The following is an 18,226-nucleotide window of genomic DNA, read 5'->3' on the forward strand; positions in this document are numbered from 1 at the left end:
AACCTCAACAAACTAACAGGAAAAATTCAAAAACGCTGTCTTCAAAGCTTCAATGTTTAGAAGATACTTCAAATGAATGTACGAACAATACAAATATATAAATACAGACATTGACTAAATATTTACTATGACGTTTGTGAAAAAGATAACATGCGCTTTAATAGCTATGCTTATGGCTACTCTCTGGTCAGGTTGTGTTGAATCGGCTGAAGAGGTTACCAGTGAATCTGAAGACATAACCATAGGAGCACTTTTACCTCTTACAGGAAGCGTTGCCTCTATCGGAGAAGCAAGCCAGACGGCACTTGAAGTATCAGCTGAGGATATCAATGGCTATTTCTCAGGACTTGGTTCCGGAAAAAACGTAAAAATAATTATAAAGGATACAGAAAGTGACTCTGAGACGGCTCTGGAACAACTCAAAGAACTTGACGAAATGGGGATAAAGATCGTTATCGGCCCGCAGTCAAGCAATGAAGCGGAAGCTGTCCTGGATTATGCAACCCGGAATGGCATCATCCTTCTTAGTACTGCATCAACAGCTCCATCTTTAGCGGTCTCTGACGATAATCTGTTCAGACTTGTACCTGACGACACCAACCAGGGAATTGTTCTGGCAAGACTGATGACAAATGAAGGAATCGGTACTGTAATCCCTATGTACAGGAGTGATATATGGGGCAAAGGACTTGCTGATGAAGTCGAGAAGAGTTTTGAGGCTCTTAACGGTACTGTGCTTGATGGAGTCAAATATGAATCCGAAAATGCAAACCTTTCCGCAGAAGTAGAGGAACTCAATGAAAAAGTAATAGCAGCCACTTCGGAAAATGATAAGGAGTCCGTTGCTGTGCTTCTCTGTTCCTATGGAGAAGTAACAGAGATCTTTGATTTAGCCCGGAACTATCCTGCCCTGTCAAAAGTCAGCTGGTATGGCACTGACGGTATGGCGCTGAACAGAGGACTGATCAACGATGATAATGCAGCCAGTTTTGCTGCAGTAATCAGTGTCAAGGCGCCAATATACGGATACGTGGGAGAAAATGATATATATCAGGCTGTTGGACCCAGAATCGAAGAAAGGCTTGGAAGGCTTCCTGAGTCTTACGCATTGACAGCTTATGACGCTCTCTGGATAGCTACATTTGTTGATCTGGATGCCATTCCGGATAATGATGAAAGCTTAAAAATGGCAGTGAATACTCTTACAGACACATATCATGGAATTAGCGGATGGACAATACTCAATGAGAACGGAGACAGAAAATACTGGGACTATGACATCTGGACAGTCACTGAGGAAAATGGAAGTTACCAGTGGAAAAAAGATGAAAGGGTTATTATGCGAGATGAAAAACTGATATTTATTCAATAAATGGTGTGTGTTCGCACCATCAATTATATTTTTATTGCCCGCCTTTTTGGCGTCCTCTTCGTGTCTCAGGGATTGATATTTATTCTTGAAGGAATTATCAGAAATAATCTGGCACTTTCTTTTAGAAACGACTGACGTTCTGCTGCTGGTATAGTCCTGATTCTTTTTGGTTCTATCATATATCCGATTCTGGGATACTTCCTGGGCCATATTTACCCAAGTTCTTCGATTTTTGGTCTTCCCTGCCCGACAACTATCTTCACCATCGGTGCCCTCCTACTTGCCAGCAAACAGCCCAGATATTATGCAGCGGTAATTCCTCTGTTGTGGACAGCGATCGGTTTTCTGGCCGCGGTATCTCTGGGTGTAATGGAAGACACATCTTTACTCATAGCTGGGTTGATCGGGATTGGCGGTATTATGTTCAGACGGGAAAAGATAGCTGAAGTTAAGGAATCTATTTGAAGATTTTACTCAAGTAGATCTCTTTTCTTCAGGTCTAGTCCCAGGAACAATCTGTCATGTCCCTGCCCGTACTCATTCTTTCGGTATTCTACAAATTCAAATCCAAATTTATCACAATAAATATGACGAGCCCGTAAATTACTTGGATCAACAGTTAAAGTAACAATGGATAATCCATTCTTTTTAAGATGGAGCAGGGATTGCAATAATAGATAAGATCCGTATCCTTTTCCCTGGCTCTCTCCCTCTACTGCTATCTCAACCATATAAGCAAGTCCGGGATTGTCCCACGCCCTCATGAATATAGCAAAGCCCTTCAAGGAATTACTTTCGAAGAGACCGAAAGCCTGTCCGAATCGAATAAAAGGCACCAGTGACCAGTTACTAAGTAAGTTCTCATTGAAGGCATCACAATCGATTTTAAACATTGCCTCTATATTTTCTTCACTTTTCTGGATTAATTTAACCTTAAGTTTCTGCTCGTCTATGTCACTAATAAATCCAACTCCTCCATTATTAGGAAATTGTTCAAAAGGTTAGATTTTATTTAAATTACTCATAAAACATTTTCAAAAAGCCTGTTAAACTTCCAGAGTGCGTGATAAATTACTGTAGTTCTATTAATCAGAAAATTATCCTTCAAATTTGATGATGTTATACAAGTTATATTTGCCTTATCCCCTACATTTATACCATATCTGTCGGATAGACCTCCGTTTATTTCCAGAACATAACTGGCATTTTTCCCGGGATCAAAAGATGGGCAATAACCCGAAGTACATGGCTGAGCATTTCTTTCAATATAGACAATGTCCCGGCTTGAGTTTATCCAGATAATATCCAGAGGTATCAGGGTGTTTTTCATCCAGAAATGGTGAACTCCTTCTTCTTCAAAAAAAAATAACATCCCTTTGTCAGGATCGAGATGTTCACGGTTCATGAGTCCATACTGTCTCTGAGATTGATTTGCTGCAATTTCGACTGAGAAGCAACTATCCTTAATACAAACCTGACCAGATTCAGTACTCTTAACTTCAGTAGTACTCTGTCCCGGTAACCCTGCTCCAACGCTGACCACAAATAAAAGGATCAGAAATGCAATCAAAATCCATTGCTTATCTATCTGTATCGTCGTATCCTTTCGCTCCCCTAAATTAATTACAAAAAATCTAAACAACTAGTTCTTTCTGCAAAATAGGAAGTTTTTCTTCAGTTCTATGTGGTAGAAACTAATAAAAGACCAATCACGATAATTCACAATTTGGCTTTCTTGAGCATCTTCTAACATTTCCTTTTTAAATGCTGAAAACGATGCCTACCTATAAAAGTGATGTGTATAACGATGATAGTCAAAGATTTGTCCTAAAAGAGTAACAATATATTCCATGTCTCGTTCTATTCCCGTGTACACCACCCTCAAAGACTGGATTCTACATGAAGCGATTCCTTTCTCTATCGATTCGTCCGAAACCTTCGACACCTCCGTAGACAGGGTCATAGCCTCACTTGATGATTCAGTGGAATTGCTTGGCTTTGGAGAAGCACTCCACGGCAGCGAGGACATTCTTATACTTCGCAACCGGCTCTTCCAGCGCCTGGTGGAGAAGCATGGCTACAGCGCCATTGCAATTGAGAGCAGTTTCCCCAGGGCGCATATAGTAAACGAGTATGTGAACGGTCGAGGGCCGGAATCTTATGAAGCTGTGCAGGATACAGGATTTAGCCACGGCTTCGGCCGACTCGACGCTAATCGAGAACTCGTGGAGTGGATGCAGGAGTACAATATCGATCCTTCCCATCAGGTCAAACTCCAGTTCTATGGCTTTGATAGTCCGACTGAAATGACCGGTACAGATAGTCCACGCCAAGTCCTGCATTTTGTTCTCGATTACCTCACCTCAATTGATAGTGCCAGTAGCCAGGAGTATCGCGAACGTATAGACTCGTTTCTTGGAAAGGACTCTGATTGGGAGAACCCCGCTGCAATGACCGACCCGACTAAATCAATAGGTCTGTCACCAGCTGCAACTGCTTTGCGAATTGAGACTGAGAACCTTATTTCAGAACTATGCGTTCGCCGTCCCGAACTGGTGGCTAAAAGTAACAAAAACCGCTATCTGGAAGCTGTGCATTATGCAACGGTCGCACGGCAATTACTTAACTATCATGCCGCATTGGCAAGAAATTCAGAGCTGGGTAAAAGGCTTGTCGAGGGTCTTGGCCTTCGGGACCTTATGATGGCAGATAATCTGGCGTACATGGTGGCCCGTGAGCATAACCGAGGGAAAGTGCTGGCTTTTGCTCACAACAGCCACCTACAGCTTGAAAAGGCACAATGGGAACCACAGTGGGAATTAAGCACTTACGTATTAACATGGTGGCCTGCAGGAGCACATCTCCAGGAGATGCTCGGCTCTCGCTATGTCGTTATCGGTTCGGCAGTGGGAATTTCTGATGCCAATGGAATTGGTCAGCCCGAAGCCGGCACCCTTGAGAAGCTGTTAACTGCAGCACCGGGTCCTGTGAGGTTCATTCCAACTCATAAAGGCAGAGGGCTGCCAAGTTCGGAAATCGTAGCGCTTCCTACTCGCTCGAGCAGTATGAAGAATCCGACCTACTTTGCATTAACTCCTCAAAGCATCACTGATTTCGACTGGCTGGTTGTCCTGGATTCAACGAAATATACCCGCGGTGGACAGTCACTGCAATAATGAGATCCTAAACCCAGGCAGTAACACTCTCCAACGTTCTGACAGCCGTAAGTAACTCAGGAATTCGGGCCGATTGGACGAACGATCGAAACCGGACCTCGGTGGCTCTATTGAAATCCTTCCCAAAATTTCATGCTGAGACGCTCCGAAGTCTGAGACGCTCCGAAGTATCTGTACTCCTCACCAATCGGTGCCAGATTCTCGCAACGCTTCAGGATAATAGTCCAAAACATTTCTCAACATAGCCAGAATAGCCATAGTTGAATATCTTTTTGACAAACTCTCTGATCAATAACCTTTCCATACTTATTTATCTTAAATAGAACTTATACTTCTTCCGAAACGAATCTTGAAAAGTAGACTTTAGAAAGTCCAAATCTACTCAAAAAAAGGTAAAATTAGATAGTGGGATCAGTTATCCCTACCATCTAACTGCAACTTATTCAAATTCAGTTTATTTTCTTCTATACAGGAACACTCCAAGCAGCCCGAGAATACAGTAAATCATTTCGAAACCAGGTAGACCTGTTTTATTATCAGAAGTTGAATTGACTTCGGATTCTGTACCGTTTTTATCATCCTGTGTTTCAGGTTTAGGTGTAATTCCGTCTTTTATTTGGCCTATTTCATTTTCTGTCATCTTACCTGTTATTGCAAAGAATGAATAACCCGGGACGCTGGATTTGAAATACAGATATTTATTGTCTTCTCCTGAAAGGCTTGCTGGCAGCTTCTCCCATGTTTTGTTGCTGTACCTGTTTAGAGTGATTGAATCCTTATCTATGTTTTTATCCTTGATCCATGCTTTTTCAACCTTGAAGCCGATTACCGGGTTTTCAATATTCGCGGACGTTGCAAACCCACTGTTTCCTACCCAGACATTGAAGTACTTGTAGACAACTCCATCAGACAGGTTGGAGACAAGAGTAGATTTATTTTTTAACTGCTCAACAATGGTCGTGGTCTTTCCAACAGTCTTCTTAGCGTCAAAGCCTACAGACACAACGCATGTTGCGTTCTTTGTGAAATCAAACTGTACAGCCTTACCGTTTGTGATAGATACCTGTGAAAGCTCCTTTACTTCAACGTTTCTTGCAGGTTCAGGAGAACCTCCGCCACCACCGCCGCCACCGTTGCTTCCTCCGCTGCTCTTCCGGTCTGCGATTATCTGAGCAGTTGTTGAATTTTCACCGTTTGCATTTTTTGCGGTCAGTTTAACTGTATAAGTTCCAGCTGATGAGTATTCATGAGTTGGATTCTGATCGGTTGAACTCGCTCCATCCCCAAAGTCCCAGGTCCAGCTGGTTGCGTATTGCGAAAGGTCAGTAAAGGTAACTGAGAGAGGAGCATCGCCGCGTGTAACACTCATACTGAAGTTCGCTACAGGAAGCACATTACTTTCGTTAAGTACGGTTATTGTAGCAGTTGTTGAAGTCGTGCTGTTCAGGTTGCTTACCGTCAGGTTAACTGTATAACTTCCTGCTGCAGAATAAGTATGCTTTGGACTCTGCTCGGTTGAATTATATCCGTCTCCGAAGTCCCATAACCAGGATGTTGGTGTCGGAAGTCCGGTTGATGCATCCGTGAACGCTACATCAAGCGGCGCAAGACCGGTTGTCAGATTACTGGTGAAATTAGCAACTGGAGGTGTCGATTGAATGACCGTAATTGTTTTAGTGATCGATTGGTTGGAAACGTCATTTGTTACCGTTAAATTAACCGTATAAGTTCCTGGTGTTGTGTATTTATGAACAACATTTGCAGTACTGCTGTTAGAACCGTCACCAAAATCGAGCAGTTGAATGGTGTGGTTGACACTATAATCCGCAAAAGTCACATTTTCCCCTGTATATACATTATCTGAAGAAACTGTGAAATTTGCAATTACATTAGAAAACCTGCCGGATGGAACCCAGGACGAATTACCCAGCTCTCCCATGAGATAGAATGTTCCGTTCTTCTGGTTGGTATAATTCAGAATTGATTCCAGTCTTGAGACTGAAGTTTGATATTCTCCGGGAGAATCTGAAGAATTAATCGCATGTCCGTATAATATTAATACATAATCATTATCTATTGCATAATCAATTCCATATTGTATAGACTCAAGACTAACATTAGACCGATCATCTATTTCAACACCATATACAACTCGAGCATCGTCCCACTTGTAATAAGCGTTTGAGGCATTTACATTCACTGTTTCGAAATTCGTCGATCTGAGTGTCCTGAAATATGGAGCCAGTAACGAATCAGTAGTTTCACTTCTACTTGAATAGGGATATGCAAAGGAATAAACCGGATAACCATAACCGGTTATCTCTACGATGTTAGGGAATATTTCCTGGTTCAGCCACTCTTCAGAAGTGCTATTGTTTAGAAATGCAATTGAGTCTGTGTGATTGTACCCGTGCGCAGCTATTTCCCATCCGGCATTGTGCAGTGCAGCCAGTTGAGCTTTTGTGCTATCTGAACTCTCATTTAATGTGTTTACATTTATAGTACAAACAGCATTATACTGCTGGAACTTTGTTAGATTCAGATAACACGGCTCAATGCTTCCTACATCGTCCCATGATAGAGCAATGCCTCCTTTATCAGTAGCTGCATGAGCATTACCAGCCAGACTAATTATTAGTAAGAGAAATAATCCATATTTTGCATATGGTTTAAATTTGTAAAGTTTCATCGTGATCAAACCTCTCTAATGAGATAAATTAACCGTTTTTCCCTTAATTACTGATTTTAAAAACCTCCTTTTTTCAATTATCGCGCAATGGAATTTATTTTGACTAACAGAGCAAAGATATTCATTCTGTAGTTCATTATAACTCAAACATTATTATCCTCCGAGTATGTACTGATATAGACCCCGTTTTTGTACTTTGATATGTTTAAAAAAATGCTCCTTTAACCAGAATATTATTCTGAAAATGTACGTACAGTCTGGTCTTGAGAGGCAATTTAACCACAAAAGAATAGTGCTTATTAGACAGAATATTATGACTTTCTAATATTTATAGTTAAGTTAGCAACGTATAAATCATATTTATGGCGTGTTGACGAGAAATCAGCTTAAAAAAACAATATGGATGCAAGTGTAAGCGTTCATGTTTAACCGCATGATAGCTTTAGAATGTATAATGTTCTCAGCACGGAGAAAACGGAAAGACACGGAAAAACACGGAAAAACTTTCCCTGTACTATTGTGCCCACATATATACGAAAAAAAGGTAAAATTAGATAGTGGGATCAGTTATCCCTACCATCTAACTACAACTTATTCAAATTCAGTTTATTTTCTTCTATACAGGAACACTCCAAGCAGCCCGAGAATACAGTAAATCATTTCGAAACCAGGCGTAATTTTACTATCCCCATCCGGTTCAATTCCTGGTTCCGTATTATCTTGTTCCTGTGTTCCCGAGTTAGGTGTTGCTTCTCCTGTATGGCTTTCATCTTCTTCGTTTGATGTCATCTTACCTGTTATTGCAAAGAATGAATAACCCGGGACGCTGGATTTGAAATACAGATATTTATTGTCTTCTCCTGAAAGGCTTGCTGGCAGTTTCTCCCATGTTTTGTTGCTGTACCTGTTGAGAGTGATTGAATCCTTGTCTATGTTTTTATCCTTGATCCATGCTTTTTCAACCTTGAAGCAGAGGGCTGGGTTTTCAATATTCGCGGACGTTGCAAACCCACTGTTTCCTACCCAGACATTGAAGTACTTGTAGACAACTCCATCAGACAGGTTGGAGACAAGAGTAGATTTATTTTTTAACTGCTCAACAATGGTCGTGGTCTTTCCAACAGTCTTCTTAGCGTCAAAGCCTACAGACACAACGCATGTTGCGTTCTTTGTGAAATCAAACTGTACAGCCTTACCGTTTGTGATAGATACCTGTGAAAGTTCCTTTACTTCAACGTTTCTTGCAGGTTCAGGAGAACCTCCGCCACCACCGCCACCACCGTTGCTGCTTCCTCCGCTGCTCTTCCGGTCTGCGATTATCTGAGCAGTTGTTGAATTTTCACCGTTTGCATTTTTTGCGGTCAGTTTAACTGTATAAGTTCCAGCTGATGAGTATTCATGAGTTGGATTCTGATCGGTTGAACTCGCTCCATCCCCAAAGTCCCAGGTCCAGCTGGTTGCGTATTGCGAAAGGTCAGTAAAGGTAACTGAGAGAGGAGCATCGCCGCGTGTAACACTCATACTGAAGTTCGCTACAGGAAGCACATTACTTTCGTTAAGTACGGTTATTGTAGCAGTTGTTGAAGTCGTGCTGTTCAGGTTGCTTACCGTCAGGTTAACTGTATAACTTCCTGCTGCAGAATAAGTATGCTTTGGACTCTGCTCGGTTGAATTATATCCGTCTCCGAAGTCCCATAACCAGGATGTTGGTGTCGGAAGTCCGGTTGATGCATCCGTGAACGCTACATCAAGCGGCGCAAGACCGGTTGTCAGATTACTGGTGAAATTAGCAACTGGAGGTGTCGATTGAATGACCGTGATTGTTTTAGTGATCGATTGGTTGGAAACGTCATTTGTTACCGTTAAATTAACCGTATAAGTTCCTGGTGTTGTGTATTTATGAACAACATTTGCAGTACTGCTGTTAGAACCGTCACCAAAATCGAGCAGTTGAATGGTGTGGTTGACACTATAATCCGCAAAAGTCACATTTTCCCCTGTATATACATTATCTGAAGAAACTGTGAAATTTGCAATTACATTAGAAAACCTGCCGGATGGAACCCAGGACGAATTTCCAAGATCTCCCATGAGATAGAATGTTCCGTTCTTCTGGTTGGTATAATTCAGAATTGATTCCAGCCTTGATGTTGAAGTTTGATATTCCCCGGTAACATTTGAAGTAATTGCATGCCCGTATAACACCAATACGTACCCATGTTGCATCGCGTAATCAATTCCGTATTTTATGGACTCAAGACTAACATTGGACTGGTCATCTATTTCAACACCATAAACAACTCGAGCATCGTCCCACTTGTAATAAGCGTTTGATTCATTTACATTTACTGTTTCGAAATTCGTCGACCTGAGTGTCCTGAAATATGGAGCCAGTAACGAATCGGTAGTTTCGTTTCTACTTGAATAGGGATATGCCAGGGAATAAACCGGATAACCATAACCGGTTATTTCTGCGATGTTAGGGAATATTTCCTGGTTCAGCCACTCTTCAGAAGTGCTATTATTTAGAAACTCAATAGAATTTAAGTGATTGTACCCGTGCCCAGCTATTTCCCATCCGGCATTGTGCAGTGCGCTCAGGTTATCTGTTGTACCTTGCCCCCAGGCACTCAAATTATTTATATTCATAGTACAGCTGGCATTATACGTCTGGAACGTTGCTAGATTTTCATAACATGGACCAATATTTTGCACGTCATCCCATGATAAAGCAACACCTCCGGTTCGACCCGTAGTAACTATAATTGTTTTAGTTATCGAGTGGCTGTGAATGCCATTTGTTACCGTTAAAACAGCATTATAGGTTCCTGGTGTTGCATATGTATGAGTGACATTTGCACTAGTGCTGCTAGTACCATCTCCGAAATCTAAAAATTCAGAAGTCTGGTTGATGCTGTAACCTACAAAAGTCACATCTCCTCCTGCAACAATAGTATCTGCAGAAATTGTGAAATTTGCAGTCACATTAGAGGTTGCGGAGGACCAGGACGAATTACCTAGGTCTCCCAGGAGATAGAAGTCTCCGCCCTGTGCTTTGGTATAACTTAGAATTTCTTCCAGTTTCGAGGTTGAAGTCTGATATTCGGCGGGTGTACCTGAGGTAATTACATGCCCATATAACAGCAGTACATATTCATTAGCTATTGCGTAATCAATTCCAGCTTTTATGGACTCCAGACTAACATTGGACTGGTCATCTATTTCAACAGCATACAGAACTTGAGTATCGTCCCACTTGTAATAAGCGTCTGGTGTGTCATTTACATTCTGTCCGTCCATAGTTTCGAATTCCGACGATCTAAGTGTCCGGAAGTATTGAGCCAATAATGCATCAGTATTATTATCTCTACTTCCGTAAGGATATGCAAAGGAATAAACTGAAAAACCTAAAGCATTTAGTGCGTCGATGTTCGAAATTATTTCCTGGTTCAACCACACATCAGAAGTGTAATTGTTTAGATATGCAACTGAATCTTCGTGATTATGCCCATGTGCAGCTACTTCCCATCCAGCAGAATGCAGTGCACTCAGGTTATCTTTTGTACCCTGCCCAAAGGTACTTAGATCATTTGAATTTATATTGATAGTACACGTAGCATTATACTCCTTAAATAGTTCCAAATTTTGATAACACGGATCAACACTTAATACATCGTCCCATGATAGGGCGATACCTCCTGTATGACCCGTAGCTGCATTAGCAGTACCAGCCAGACCAATTAACAGAATGAAGAATAATCCATATTTTGCACATGATTTGAATTTATAAAATTTCATTGTGATCAGACCTTCTTAAAGAAGGCATTTAATGCCTTCTTTTTCCTAAACAAGCAATTTAAATGCCTTTTTCAAATTTAACATAAAGAAGTTCTACTTTGATTAGTGGGGTAAAATATTTTTTATGTACTTAGTTACGACTCGAACATCATTATCCTCCGAATATGTCTGGTATGAACCCCGTTTTTGGAATTTTTCATGTTTCAAAAATACTCTTTTAACCAGAATCGTAGATTTCAAAATGTACGTACAGTCTGGTTTTGAGAGGCAATTTAATTTATAACAGAAGAATGTTAATTAAACAGAACATATTACTACATTCTAATATTTATAGTTAAGTCATTTGAATTTATGTTGAATTCAAAATAATTATATTTACAAACTGATATTATTTTGAGTTTAAGCGTTCATGCTTAAGCCGCATGACAGCTATGTTGTTATAATGCACAACCGTTGCCTGCACGGAACTACTGAAGAGAAACGAAAAAATTGTCTCTGTACCATATGGTCATAAAGTAAGAAAAATTAACTTTATCAAGAAATTTAAAGATAAAAGTGTCAATAAATTCTAAAAATAAAAAATTAGTGGTATAAGTCATAAAGAAACCTGGCACCAAAATAAAAGTAGAAGAGTTATAATTTTGGAGTTTTGCTTCATACTATGAATATCTCCAGAATAACCTGGCTTGTTCCAGTCAAATACAAAAAAGACTTTGAGAATGTGAAAACTTAAATTAACCAGGAAAAAATTCAAGAGATTAGACAGCAGGGATCAGTTATCCCTACCATCTAACTGCAGTTCGTTCAGTTTATCTTCTTCCACATTCAGTTTATTTTCTTCTATACAGGAACACTCCAAGCAGCCCGAGAATACAATAAATCATTTCGAAGCCCGGAGCACGTGTTCTTCTCACAGAAGTTCTGTTAGCTTCTGCTTCAGTATCATTTTTATCTTCCTGAGTCTCAGGTTTAGATGTTATTGCATCTTCTGTCGTCTTACCTGTTATTGCAAAGAATGAATAACCTGAGACGCTGGATTTGAAATACAGATACTTGTCGTCTTCCCTTGAAAAGTTTGTTGGCTGCTTTTCCCAGGTTTTGTTATTGTATCTGTTAAGGGTGATTGAATCCTTGTTTATCTTATTATCCTGGACCCAGGATTTTTCAACTTTGAAGCAGAGCGCAGGGTTGTCAATATTCTCGGATGTTGCAAACCCGCTATTTCCAACCCAGACATTGAAGTATTTATAGACCTTTCCTTCAGGCAGTCCGGAAACAAGTGTAGACTTATTCTTCAACTGTTCAGCAATAGCTGTTGTCCTGCCAGCAGTCTTTTTAGCATTGAAACTAATACACACGACACATGTTGCGTTCTTTGTGAAATCAAACTGAGCAGCTTTGCCGTTTGTAATGAAAGCCTGCGAAAGTTCCTTTACTTCAACATTCCCTGCAGGTTCAGGAGAACCCCCACCGCCGCCGCCGTTGCTGCTTCCTCCGCTGCTCTTCCTGTTTACAACTATCGTATCAGTTTTTGAATTTTCGCCGTTTGCATTGGTTACGGTCAGTTTAACTGTATAAGTTCCAGCCGATGAGTAGACATGTGTTGGACTCGGTTCATCTGAAGTCGTTCCATCCCCAAAGTCCCATGACCAGGATGTTGGAACTCCGGTTGATGTATCTGTAAATGCTACATTCAACGGTGCAACTCCAGTTGTGGGATTACTGGTGAAACTAGCTACTGGAGGTATCGGGTCAGTAACCGTAATTGTTTTAGTGATCGATTGGTTGGAAACGTCATTTGATACCGTTAAATTAGCGATATAAGTTCCTGGTACTGAATATGTATGAGTAACGTTTACAGTACTGCTGTTATAACCATCACCAAAATCTAGCAGTTCACTGGTCTGGTTTACGCTGTAATCCGCAAAAGTCACATTTCCCCCCGTTAACACTGTATCTGAAGAAACTGTGAAGTTTGCAGTCACATTAGAAAATCTACCAGGTCTTACCCAGGCGGAATCACCCAGCTCTCCCATGAGATAGAATGTTCCGTTCTTCTGGTTGGTATAATTCAGAATTGATTCCAGTCTTGAGGTTGAAGTTTGATAAGGTCCGGTAACATTTGAAGTAATAGCATGCCCGTATAAAACCAGTACGTACTCATTAGCTATTGCATAATCAATTCCATATTGTATAGATTCAAGGGTAATACCAGTCTGGTCATCTATTTCAACAGCATATACAAGTTGAGTGTCGTTCCACTTGTAATAAGCGGCTGACTCGTTTACATTCACCGTTTCGAAGGCCGTCGCTCTAAGTGTTTGGAAGTATGGAGCCAGTAGTGCATCAGTAGTTTCATTCCTTAACGAGTAAGGATATGCAAAGGAATAAATCGGATAACCATAACCGGTTATTTCTACTATGTTAGGGAATATTTCCTGGTCAAGCCACTCGTCAGGAGTGCTATTGTTTAGAAATTCAGTTGAATTTTTATGGTTGTGCCCATGTGCAGCTATTTCCCATCCAGCTTTATGCAGTTCATTCAATGCAGTTCTTGTACTATTTGGGCTCTCACTTACTGAGTTTATATATATAGTGCATGTAGCATTATGCTGCTGGAACATTGTTAGGTTTTCATAACATGGCTCAATATTTCCTATATCGTCCCAGCATAGAGCAATACCTCCTGTGTGATTCGTAGCTGCACTAGCGGTGCCAGCCAGACTAATTACCAGTATGAGAAATAATCCATATTTTGCATATAGTTTAAGTTTATGAAATTTCATCGTTATCATGCCTCCTCAATGAAGACAATATTGAATGTCTTCTTCTTAAACAATAATTTAAAAACCTCCTTTTTTTCAATTTAATAACAGAACTTCTTCTTTTTGCGGATAAGACAGGATTTTCCTTTTTCATTTTGCAGCAGTCTCATTATTATCCTCCTAGTATGTATTTATATGAACCCCGTTTTTGGACTTTGATATGTTCAAGGTTGCTCCTTTAACCAGAACACTTAACCTAAAAAATAAACAAAGCCTGATTCTGGAAACAATCCACCTGTAAAAAGTATCAATTTATTAAGCAGAATATATTACAACGTTCTAATATTTATAACTAAGTTGTCTGGACTTATGACAGGTTGTATATGCCAGCATACAGCCTTATTGCAGTGCTAACCATATTGCCTCTTGCCAATTTACTCTATAAAAATTCAAGGCAGGTTCTCTATAAAATATCTTCTCCCTGGTGCCGGTTCGATGGGAGGGATCCTTTCCTGCTCTCAGGCCCGGTTGTGATCTGGCTCACCCCTTTATGTACCAGAAACGGGCTCACAGGATAATTCTCAAATTAAGGGGACTTATTAAAAAAGATCAGGGAAACACTATTAAAGAAATATTTATAATTTTTGTTTCCCATCGTGTGAATCTGCTCTTTTGTTTTCACACTCAGGATTAAAATATCAGATTATCTGTTTTTTTCCTGCAGGGTGATGGGCTAACTTACTTACCTTTAAGAGTAAGAGGAAATTTAAGTTATATTGATCAGGATTTATCTCTTGTGAGAAACAACTCCAGAAGGTGAATTAAACTCCGTTCTTGACGTAGGCTGCGGAACAGGGCGGCAGGCTGTGAATGTCTCGGAGATTATAGGGCATTTCGGGAAGCTCACAGGTATTGACCCTTCCTCATATCGTATTGAATTTGCGCGGAAAAAGTTTGGTGAAGACTCCACCGGAAGCGTCCGTTTTTTTGTGGGACAGGTTGAGGATCTTATTGCCGTTCCGGACAATTCAATCAATCATTCATATTTTTGTTCCTCATTCCACTGGGTTGACGACAAGAAAACCGCCCTCAATGAGATATACCGTGTACGATAGGAGATTACTGAAGAATTCGTGAAGGTAGAGGCCCCGACAGGTGTCTATTTTGAAAACATTATGCTGTTTGCGATTGCAACAAAACCAAACGAAAGGATGTAAACCAATGGCTGAGCTTTTTCTCAAAGTTTTGATGCGCTGGCAGCTGATCCATAAATTTTAACTGGCAGAATCTTAAAATCTAACATCTTAACCCGAATAGGTCCCATAAAACCGGTCTTTCTCAGGTCCTAACTCATTCCAAAACTTTGTTGGTAAGGACGAAAAACTTATCACTTTTGGCGTTTTGCTTCGTGTAGGTAAGTCCACCTAGAAAACCCCATTTTTTCTAATAAAAGCATTCTGAATTTTCCCTGATTTTTAAGAATCGTCCCTTAAAAACCCAGACTCGAATTAATAATATCCACTTTTTTGTTTCTACTTTTAAATTGTGAACTGATTCTCAGTTTAATATGTAATACTAAATATAATTAAAGCATAATTTAACGTAAACACCGAAAGTACCATAAACCAGGCCTAACCGGATCAACAGGTTGCTGAAAACTTATGATAAAATCAGGTGGCTCTTTTTTCTATAAGGGATATCGATGCACTATCGGCGCTGTAATCTCACTAAAAGGATTGCCTTATATGGTCACAGTTTCTCATATATTTCATCGGGGAGAAGGAGATCATTTGACTGTGGATGGAATGAAAGTTGCCGTTACAAGCATTCTGAAACCTTTTGATTTAGCTTTGATAGAACTTCCTTCTAACTGCATGTTTCAGATCACAGAGCTTGGCAGTGCATCTGAGCTGGAGCAAGCTTTGCTTGTCAATGATATTCGTGCTATCAAATGCAGGGTAGTTAATGCCGGGACTTCATTGCTTTTCCTGGGCTTCCAGTGCTATAATATGCCAGAACCCGGAGATAGCGGTTCCCCTATCCTGCAGTCAGGGAAGGTAATAGGGCTTATATCCTCGATAACAATGGACAATTGCATGGGAACTGCAATTTCGTCCAGCGTTATCCGCAGTATGGAGGATTACGAAGATAAGAACAAAGACGAAACAAATAAAGTTCTTTTAAGGAAACAAAAATCTTTTAAAGAGACAAAGCTTTATAAAGGAATAAAGTCTCTTTTAAGGTTCTCCAATAATCTGCAGCACGATTTTTCTTACTATTTCAATCCTGTCAAAGTTTAGTATAAGAATACATTAAAAAAGATTGGAGAAAAGCCCAAAGGAATTATGTTTCTTTCCCGTGCCCCCCCGAACACAGGAACTAATATCTTCTAGGCAATTCTTATTCGCACCATTAACGGTTATTCAATCGTTAGTCCTCACCCATTTCCTTTCTAAATTCAATGAAATCTCTCTCGACCTCTTCTAGTTCGTGTTCCATTTTATACCCCCATTTTCAGTTGTGATAAAACTTACGCAGTGGAACTGAGATTAGATTTTCTCTATCTCTCCCAATTCAAATTATAATACTACTATGGTTACTTAAAATTAATTCTACAAAAAATTGCATAGTATCAAAACATCCCTTTGTATTAAAAGTTTCAAAGCCGATGTCGAACTCTGTATGAGAAGATTACTCGAAAGGAAGAAACTATAATTGTGAGTTCATCCTAAAACTTGATTTAACATCGTTATTGCTGCTAAGATCATAACTCCCAGGTATGATATTTCTTTGATTTCATATCTTGGAAATACCTTTTTGCATGATTCTATCCAGCTAGAAAAACTTTCTATTGCACTTTTCTTTTTGAATTCGCCCCAATCTACCTTTATTGGTCTCCCCCTCTTCTTTTTCTTTCTATTTCTTGTGTTTACTGGTATATTGGACTTTATTCCTCTTCTTCGATTAATCTGGTAAACTTTAAAGGACATAACTCCTGAGCTTAACATCCACGACCCAATGCTTTTTCTGGTGGTTTTAGCCGAGATTCCAAACGGATTAAAGTCAGGTACTAAAGAAAAATTGAAAACGAAGTAGAGTAGTTTTTTGGAACTACATCAATTCAAAAACATAGAAAAGTCAGGTTACATGCAGCCCTTACATTTTGAACAATCGCCGCAGGTTGTAGTTTCCGTATAATCGCCACCTGTGATTTTAAATATACATTCAGATATACTATATTCAGTTGCTCGCATACCGTCATCTATGGTTACGGAATCCTCACCAAAGAACAGTTTTACTGGCACTTTTTCATAATCTTCCATCAAACCCGGTTTCAGCTTCGGGAAGATGATTTTCCTTTCACCGTTGCTTTTCTTGACAGAAATGATGTCAAAGGTAGCAAGAGAGGTTAACCTGCCGTTTCTGTCAAAGCCCAGGGAGTTTTTATCCGCATCGATGCCCAGTGCATTTGCATCATACACATTAATCGAGCCAATGGGAGTTTCAACAGGAACTGGTTTTGCCGGTTCTACGGACTCTATGCTTCCATCTTCAAAAAGTTTGAATCCTGTTCGAATGGGAATTTTTCCTGCAGGAGTATTAATTGTAATTGTTTCGGTAGGCCACAGGATCAGGCTTCTGACTTTTCCTCCCGGATAAAAGCGCAACCCGATTATTTTTACATTGAAACTCCCGAACGGGAACGTAAAATCATATTTCTGTGCCAGAGCCCCTTCATCTTCTTCCGACCAGAAACCGCTGATTTGCCCGTTTAGGGGAAACAAACTATTGAGCGAACCGTCTTCAAAAAAAGTTACCAGTTCGGCAGGGAATGTTCCTATTGATGTGTTTACTTCAGTTTGCTGCTCTAAAGAAATGCTTTTAACTTTTCCGTTTTTATAGAAGGACAGAGCTTTTAACTGTTTTCTTCTGATTCCTGGATCTCCGTACTGCGGAACAAAGTCACCGTATTTTGTGTGGATCAAGTTGTAATCATTAAGCTTGCACTCATTCAGTTCGCCGTTATCATATGTAGTAAAGCTCGTTATTCCTTTGATTCCGCTTAGTTCAACAGTTGACATTGTTATCATTCCTGATTGAAAAATAGATTCAGTTCTTAATTTTAACTCAAAAATTTACTTTAACCCAAGTTCTCTACTTTTTACTCGATGCTGAAAGAAATACTGAATATTAATAATAAAAATCTAATTGCATGTCATTAAATTTCTGGGATATACCATATATTAATGCTCCCTTCCTAATTTCGTTCGTCTGCGCGATACTTTCACATATGCAGCTCCTGCTCAGGAAAAATAATTTTTTTGAATGTTTATAGAGATCACCCCAAAATTAGCTTTATCTTCACATCAGTAAAGTTTCATAATTATCTTCATAATCGAAAACTCAATTGTCTATTTAGAATTTG

At 39.9% G+C, this 18,226-nt stretch carries 12 protein-coding genes and 1 pseudogene; 6 read left to right on the top strand and 7 right to left on the bottom strand.

Annotated features, from left to right (window positions below; all coding sequences use genetic code 11):
• Nucleotides 1-127 precede the first annotated feature (127 nt).
• Both MSHOH_RS12065 and MSHOH_RS25235 read left to right on the top strand, forming a co-directional pair.
• On the top strand, nt 128-1,372 hold the full coding sequence (locus tag MSHOH_RS12065) for an ABC transporter substrate-binding protein (RefSeq protein WP_239450945.1): 1,245 nt from the start codon (nt 128-130) through the stop codon (nt 1,370-1,372).
• A 150-nt stretch (nt 1,373-1,522) separates the two neighbouring features.
• Nucleotides 1,523-1,837 (top strand): DUF6064 family protein, encoded by a 315-nt coding sequence (locus MSHOH_RS25235; RefSeq protein ID WP_332882051.1) that lies wholly within the window; start codon nt 1,523-1,525, stop codon nt 1,835-1,837.
• Between the two features lie 5 nt (nt 1,838-1,842).
• On the opposite strand, the gene MSHOH_RS12070 is transcribed toward MSHOH_RS25235, so the two are convergent.
• Together MSHOH_RS12070 and MSHOH_RS12075 are read right to left on the bottom strand one after the other, a co-directional pair.
• The gene (locus MSHOH_RS12070) at nt 1,843-2,265 is read right to left on the bottom strand and encodes a GNAT family N-acetyltransferase (protein WP_048139941.1); all 423 of its coding nucleotides are present in this window, start codon (nt 2,263-2,265) and stop codon (nt 1,843-1,845) included.
• Between the two features lie 128 nt (nt 2,266-2,393).
• The gene (locus tag MSHOH_RS12075; protein WP_162197633.1) at nt 2,394-2,915 is read right to left on the bottom strand and encodes a DUF192 domain-containing protein; all 522 of its coding nucleotides are present in this window, start codon (nt 2,913-2,915) and stop codon (nt 2,394-2,396) included.
• Between the two features lie 307 nt (nt 2,916-3,222).
• Here MSHOH_RS12075 and MSHOH_RS12080 point away from each other — a divergent pair, with 307 nt between their 5' ends.
• A complete protein-coding gene (locus tag MSHOH_RS12080) occupies nt 3,223-4,548 on the top strand; it encodes an erythromycin esterase family protein (RefSeq protein WP_052730842.1) in 1,326 nt (441 codons plus the stop codon).
• A gap of 454 nt (nt 4,549-5,002) precedes the next feature.
• Here MSHOH_RS12080 and MSHOH_RS12085 read toward each other — a convergent pair whose 3' ends face one another.
• The 3 genes from MSHOH_RS12085 to MSHOH_RS12095 all read right to left on the bottom strand — a co-directional run bounded on the left by MSHOH_RS12085 (nt 5,003) and on the right by MSHOH_RS12095 (nt 13,821).
• A complete protein-coding gene (locus tag MSHOH_RS12085; protein WP_048139943.1) occupies nt 5,003-7,237 on the bottom strand; it encodes a PGF-pre-PGF domain-containing protein in 2,235 nt (744 codons plus the stop codon).
• Between the two features lie 606 nt (nt 7,238-7,843).
• A complete protein-coding gene (locus tag MSHOH_RS22190; RefSeq protein WP_082089340.1) occupies nt 7,844-11,035 on the bottom strand; it encodes a PGF-pre-PGF domain-containing protein in 3,192 nt (1,063 codons plus the stop codon).
• 830 nt (nt 11,036-11,865) lie between these two features.
• On the bottom strand, nt 11,866-13,821 hold the full coding sequence (locus tag MSHOH_RS12095; protein WP_048139945.1) for a PGF-pre-PGF domain-containing protein: 1,956 nt from the start codon (nt 13,819-13,821) through the stop codon (nt 11,866-11,868).
• Nucleotides 13,822-14,183: 362 nt separating this feature from the next.
• On the opposite strand from MSHOH_RS12095, the gene MSHOH_RS12100 reads away from it, so the two are divergent.
• From MSHOH_RS12100 to MSHOH_RS12110, 3 genes and pseudogenes are all read left to right on the top strand, one after another.
• On the top strand, nt 14,184-14,378 hold the full coding sequence (locus tag MSHOH_RS12100; RefSeq protein WP_048139947.1) for a hypothetical protein: 195 nt from the start codon (nt 14,184-14,186) through the stop codon (nt 14,376-14,378).
• Nucleotides 14,379-14,636: 258 nt separating this feature from the next.
• Nucleotides 14,637-14,915: pseudogene (locus tag MSHOH_RS12105) on the top strand (class I SAM-dependent methyltransferase); the annotation flags it as partial.
• A gap of 681 nt (nt 14,916-15,596) precedes the next feature.
• Nucleotides 15,597-16,100 carry a trypsin-like serine peptidase gene (locus tag MSHOH_RS12110; RefSeq protein ID WP_239450946.1) on the top strand — a complete coding sequence of 168 codons (504 nt, stop codon included), beginning with the start codon at nt 15,597-15,599 and terminating at the stop codon, nt 16,098-16,100.
• Nucleotides 16,101-16,523: 423 nt separating this feature from the next.
• On the opposite strand, the gene MSHOH_RS24680 is transcribed toward MSHOH_RS12110, so the two are convergent.
• Complete coding sequence (locus MSHOH_RS24680; protein ID WP_052730845.1) at nt 16,524-16,790, bottom strand: transposase; 267 nt, start codon at nt 16,788-16,790, stop codon at nt 16,524-16,526.
• Between the two features lie 153 nt (nt 16,791-16,943).
• Complete coding sequence (locus MSHOH_RS12120) at nt 16,944-17,882, bottom strand: hypothetical protein (RefSeq protein WP_048139949.1); 939 nt, start codon at nt 17,880-17,882, stop codon at nt 16,944-16,946.
• Between the last annotated feature and the right edge of the window lie 344 nt (nt 17,883-18,226).

This window comes from Methanosarcina horonobensis HB-1 = JCM 15518, assembly GCF_000970285.1.
Classification (GTDB): domain Archaea; phylum Halobacteriota; class Methanosarcinia; order Methanosarcinales; family Methanosarcinaceae; genus Methanosarcina; species Methanosarcina horonobensis.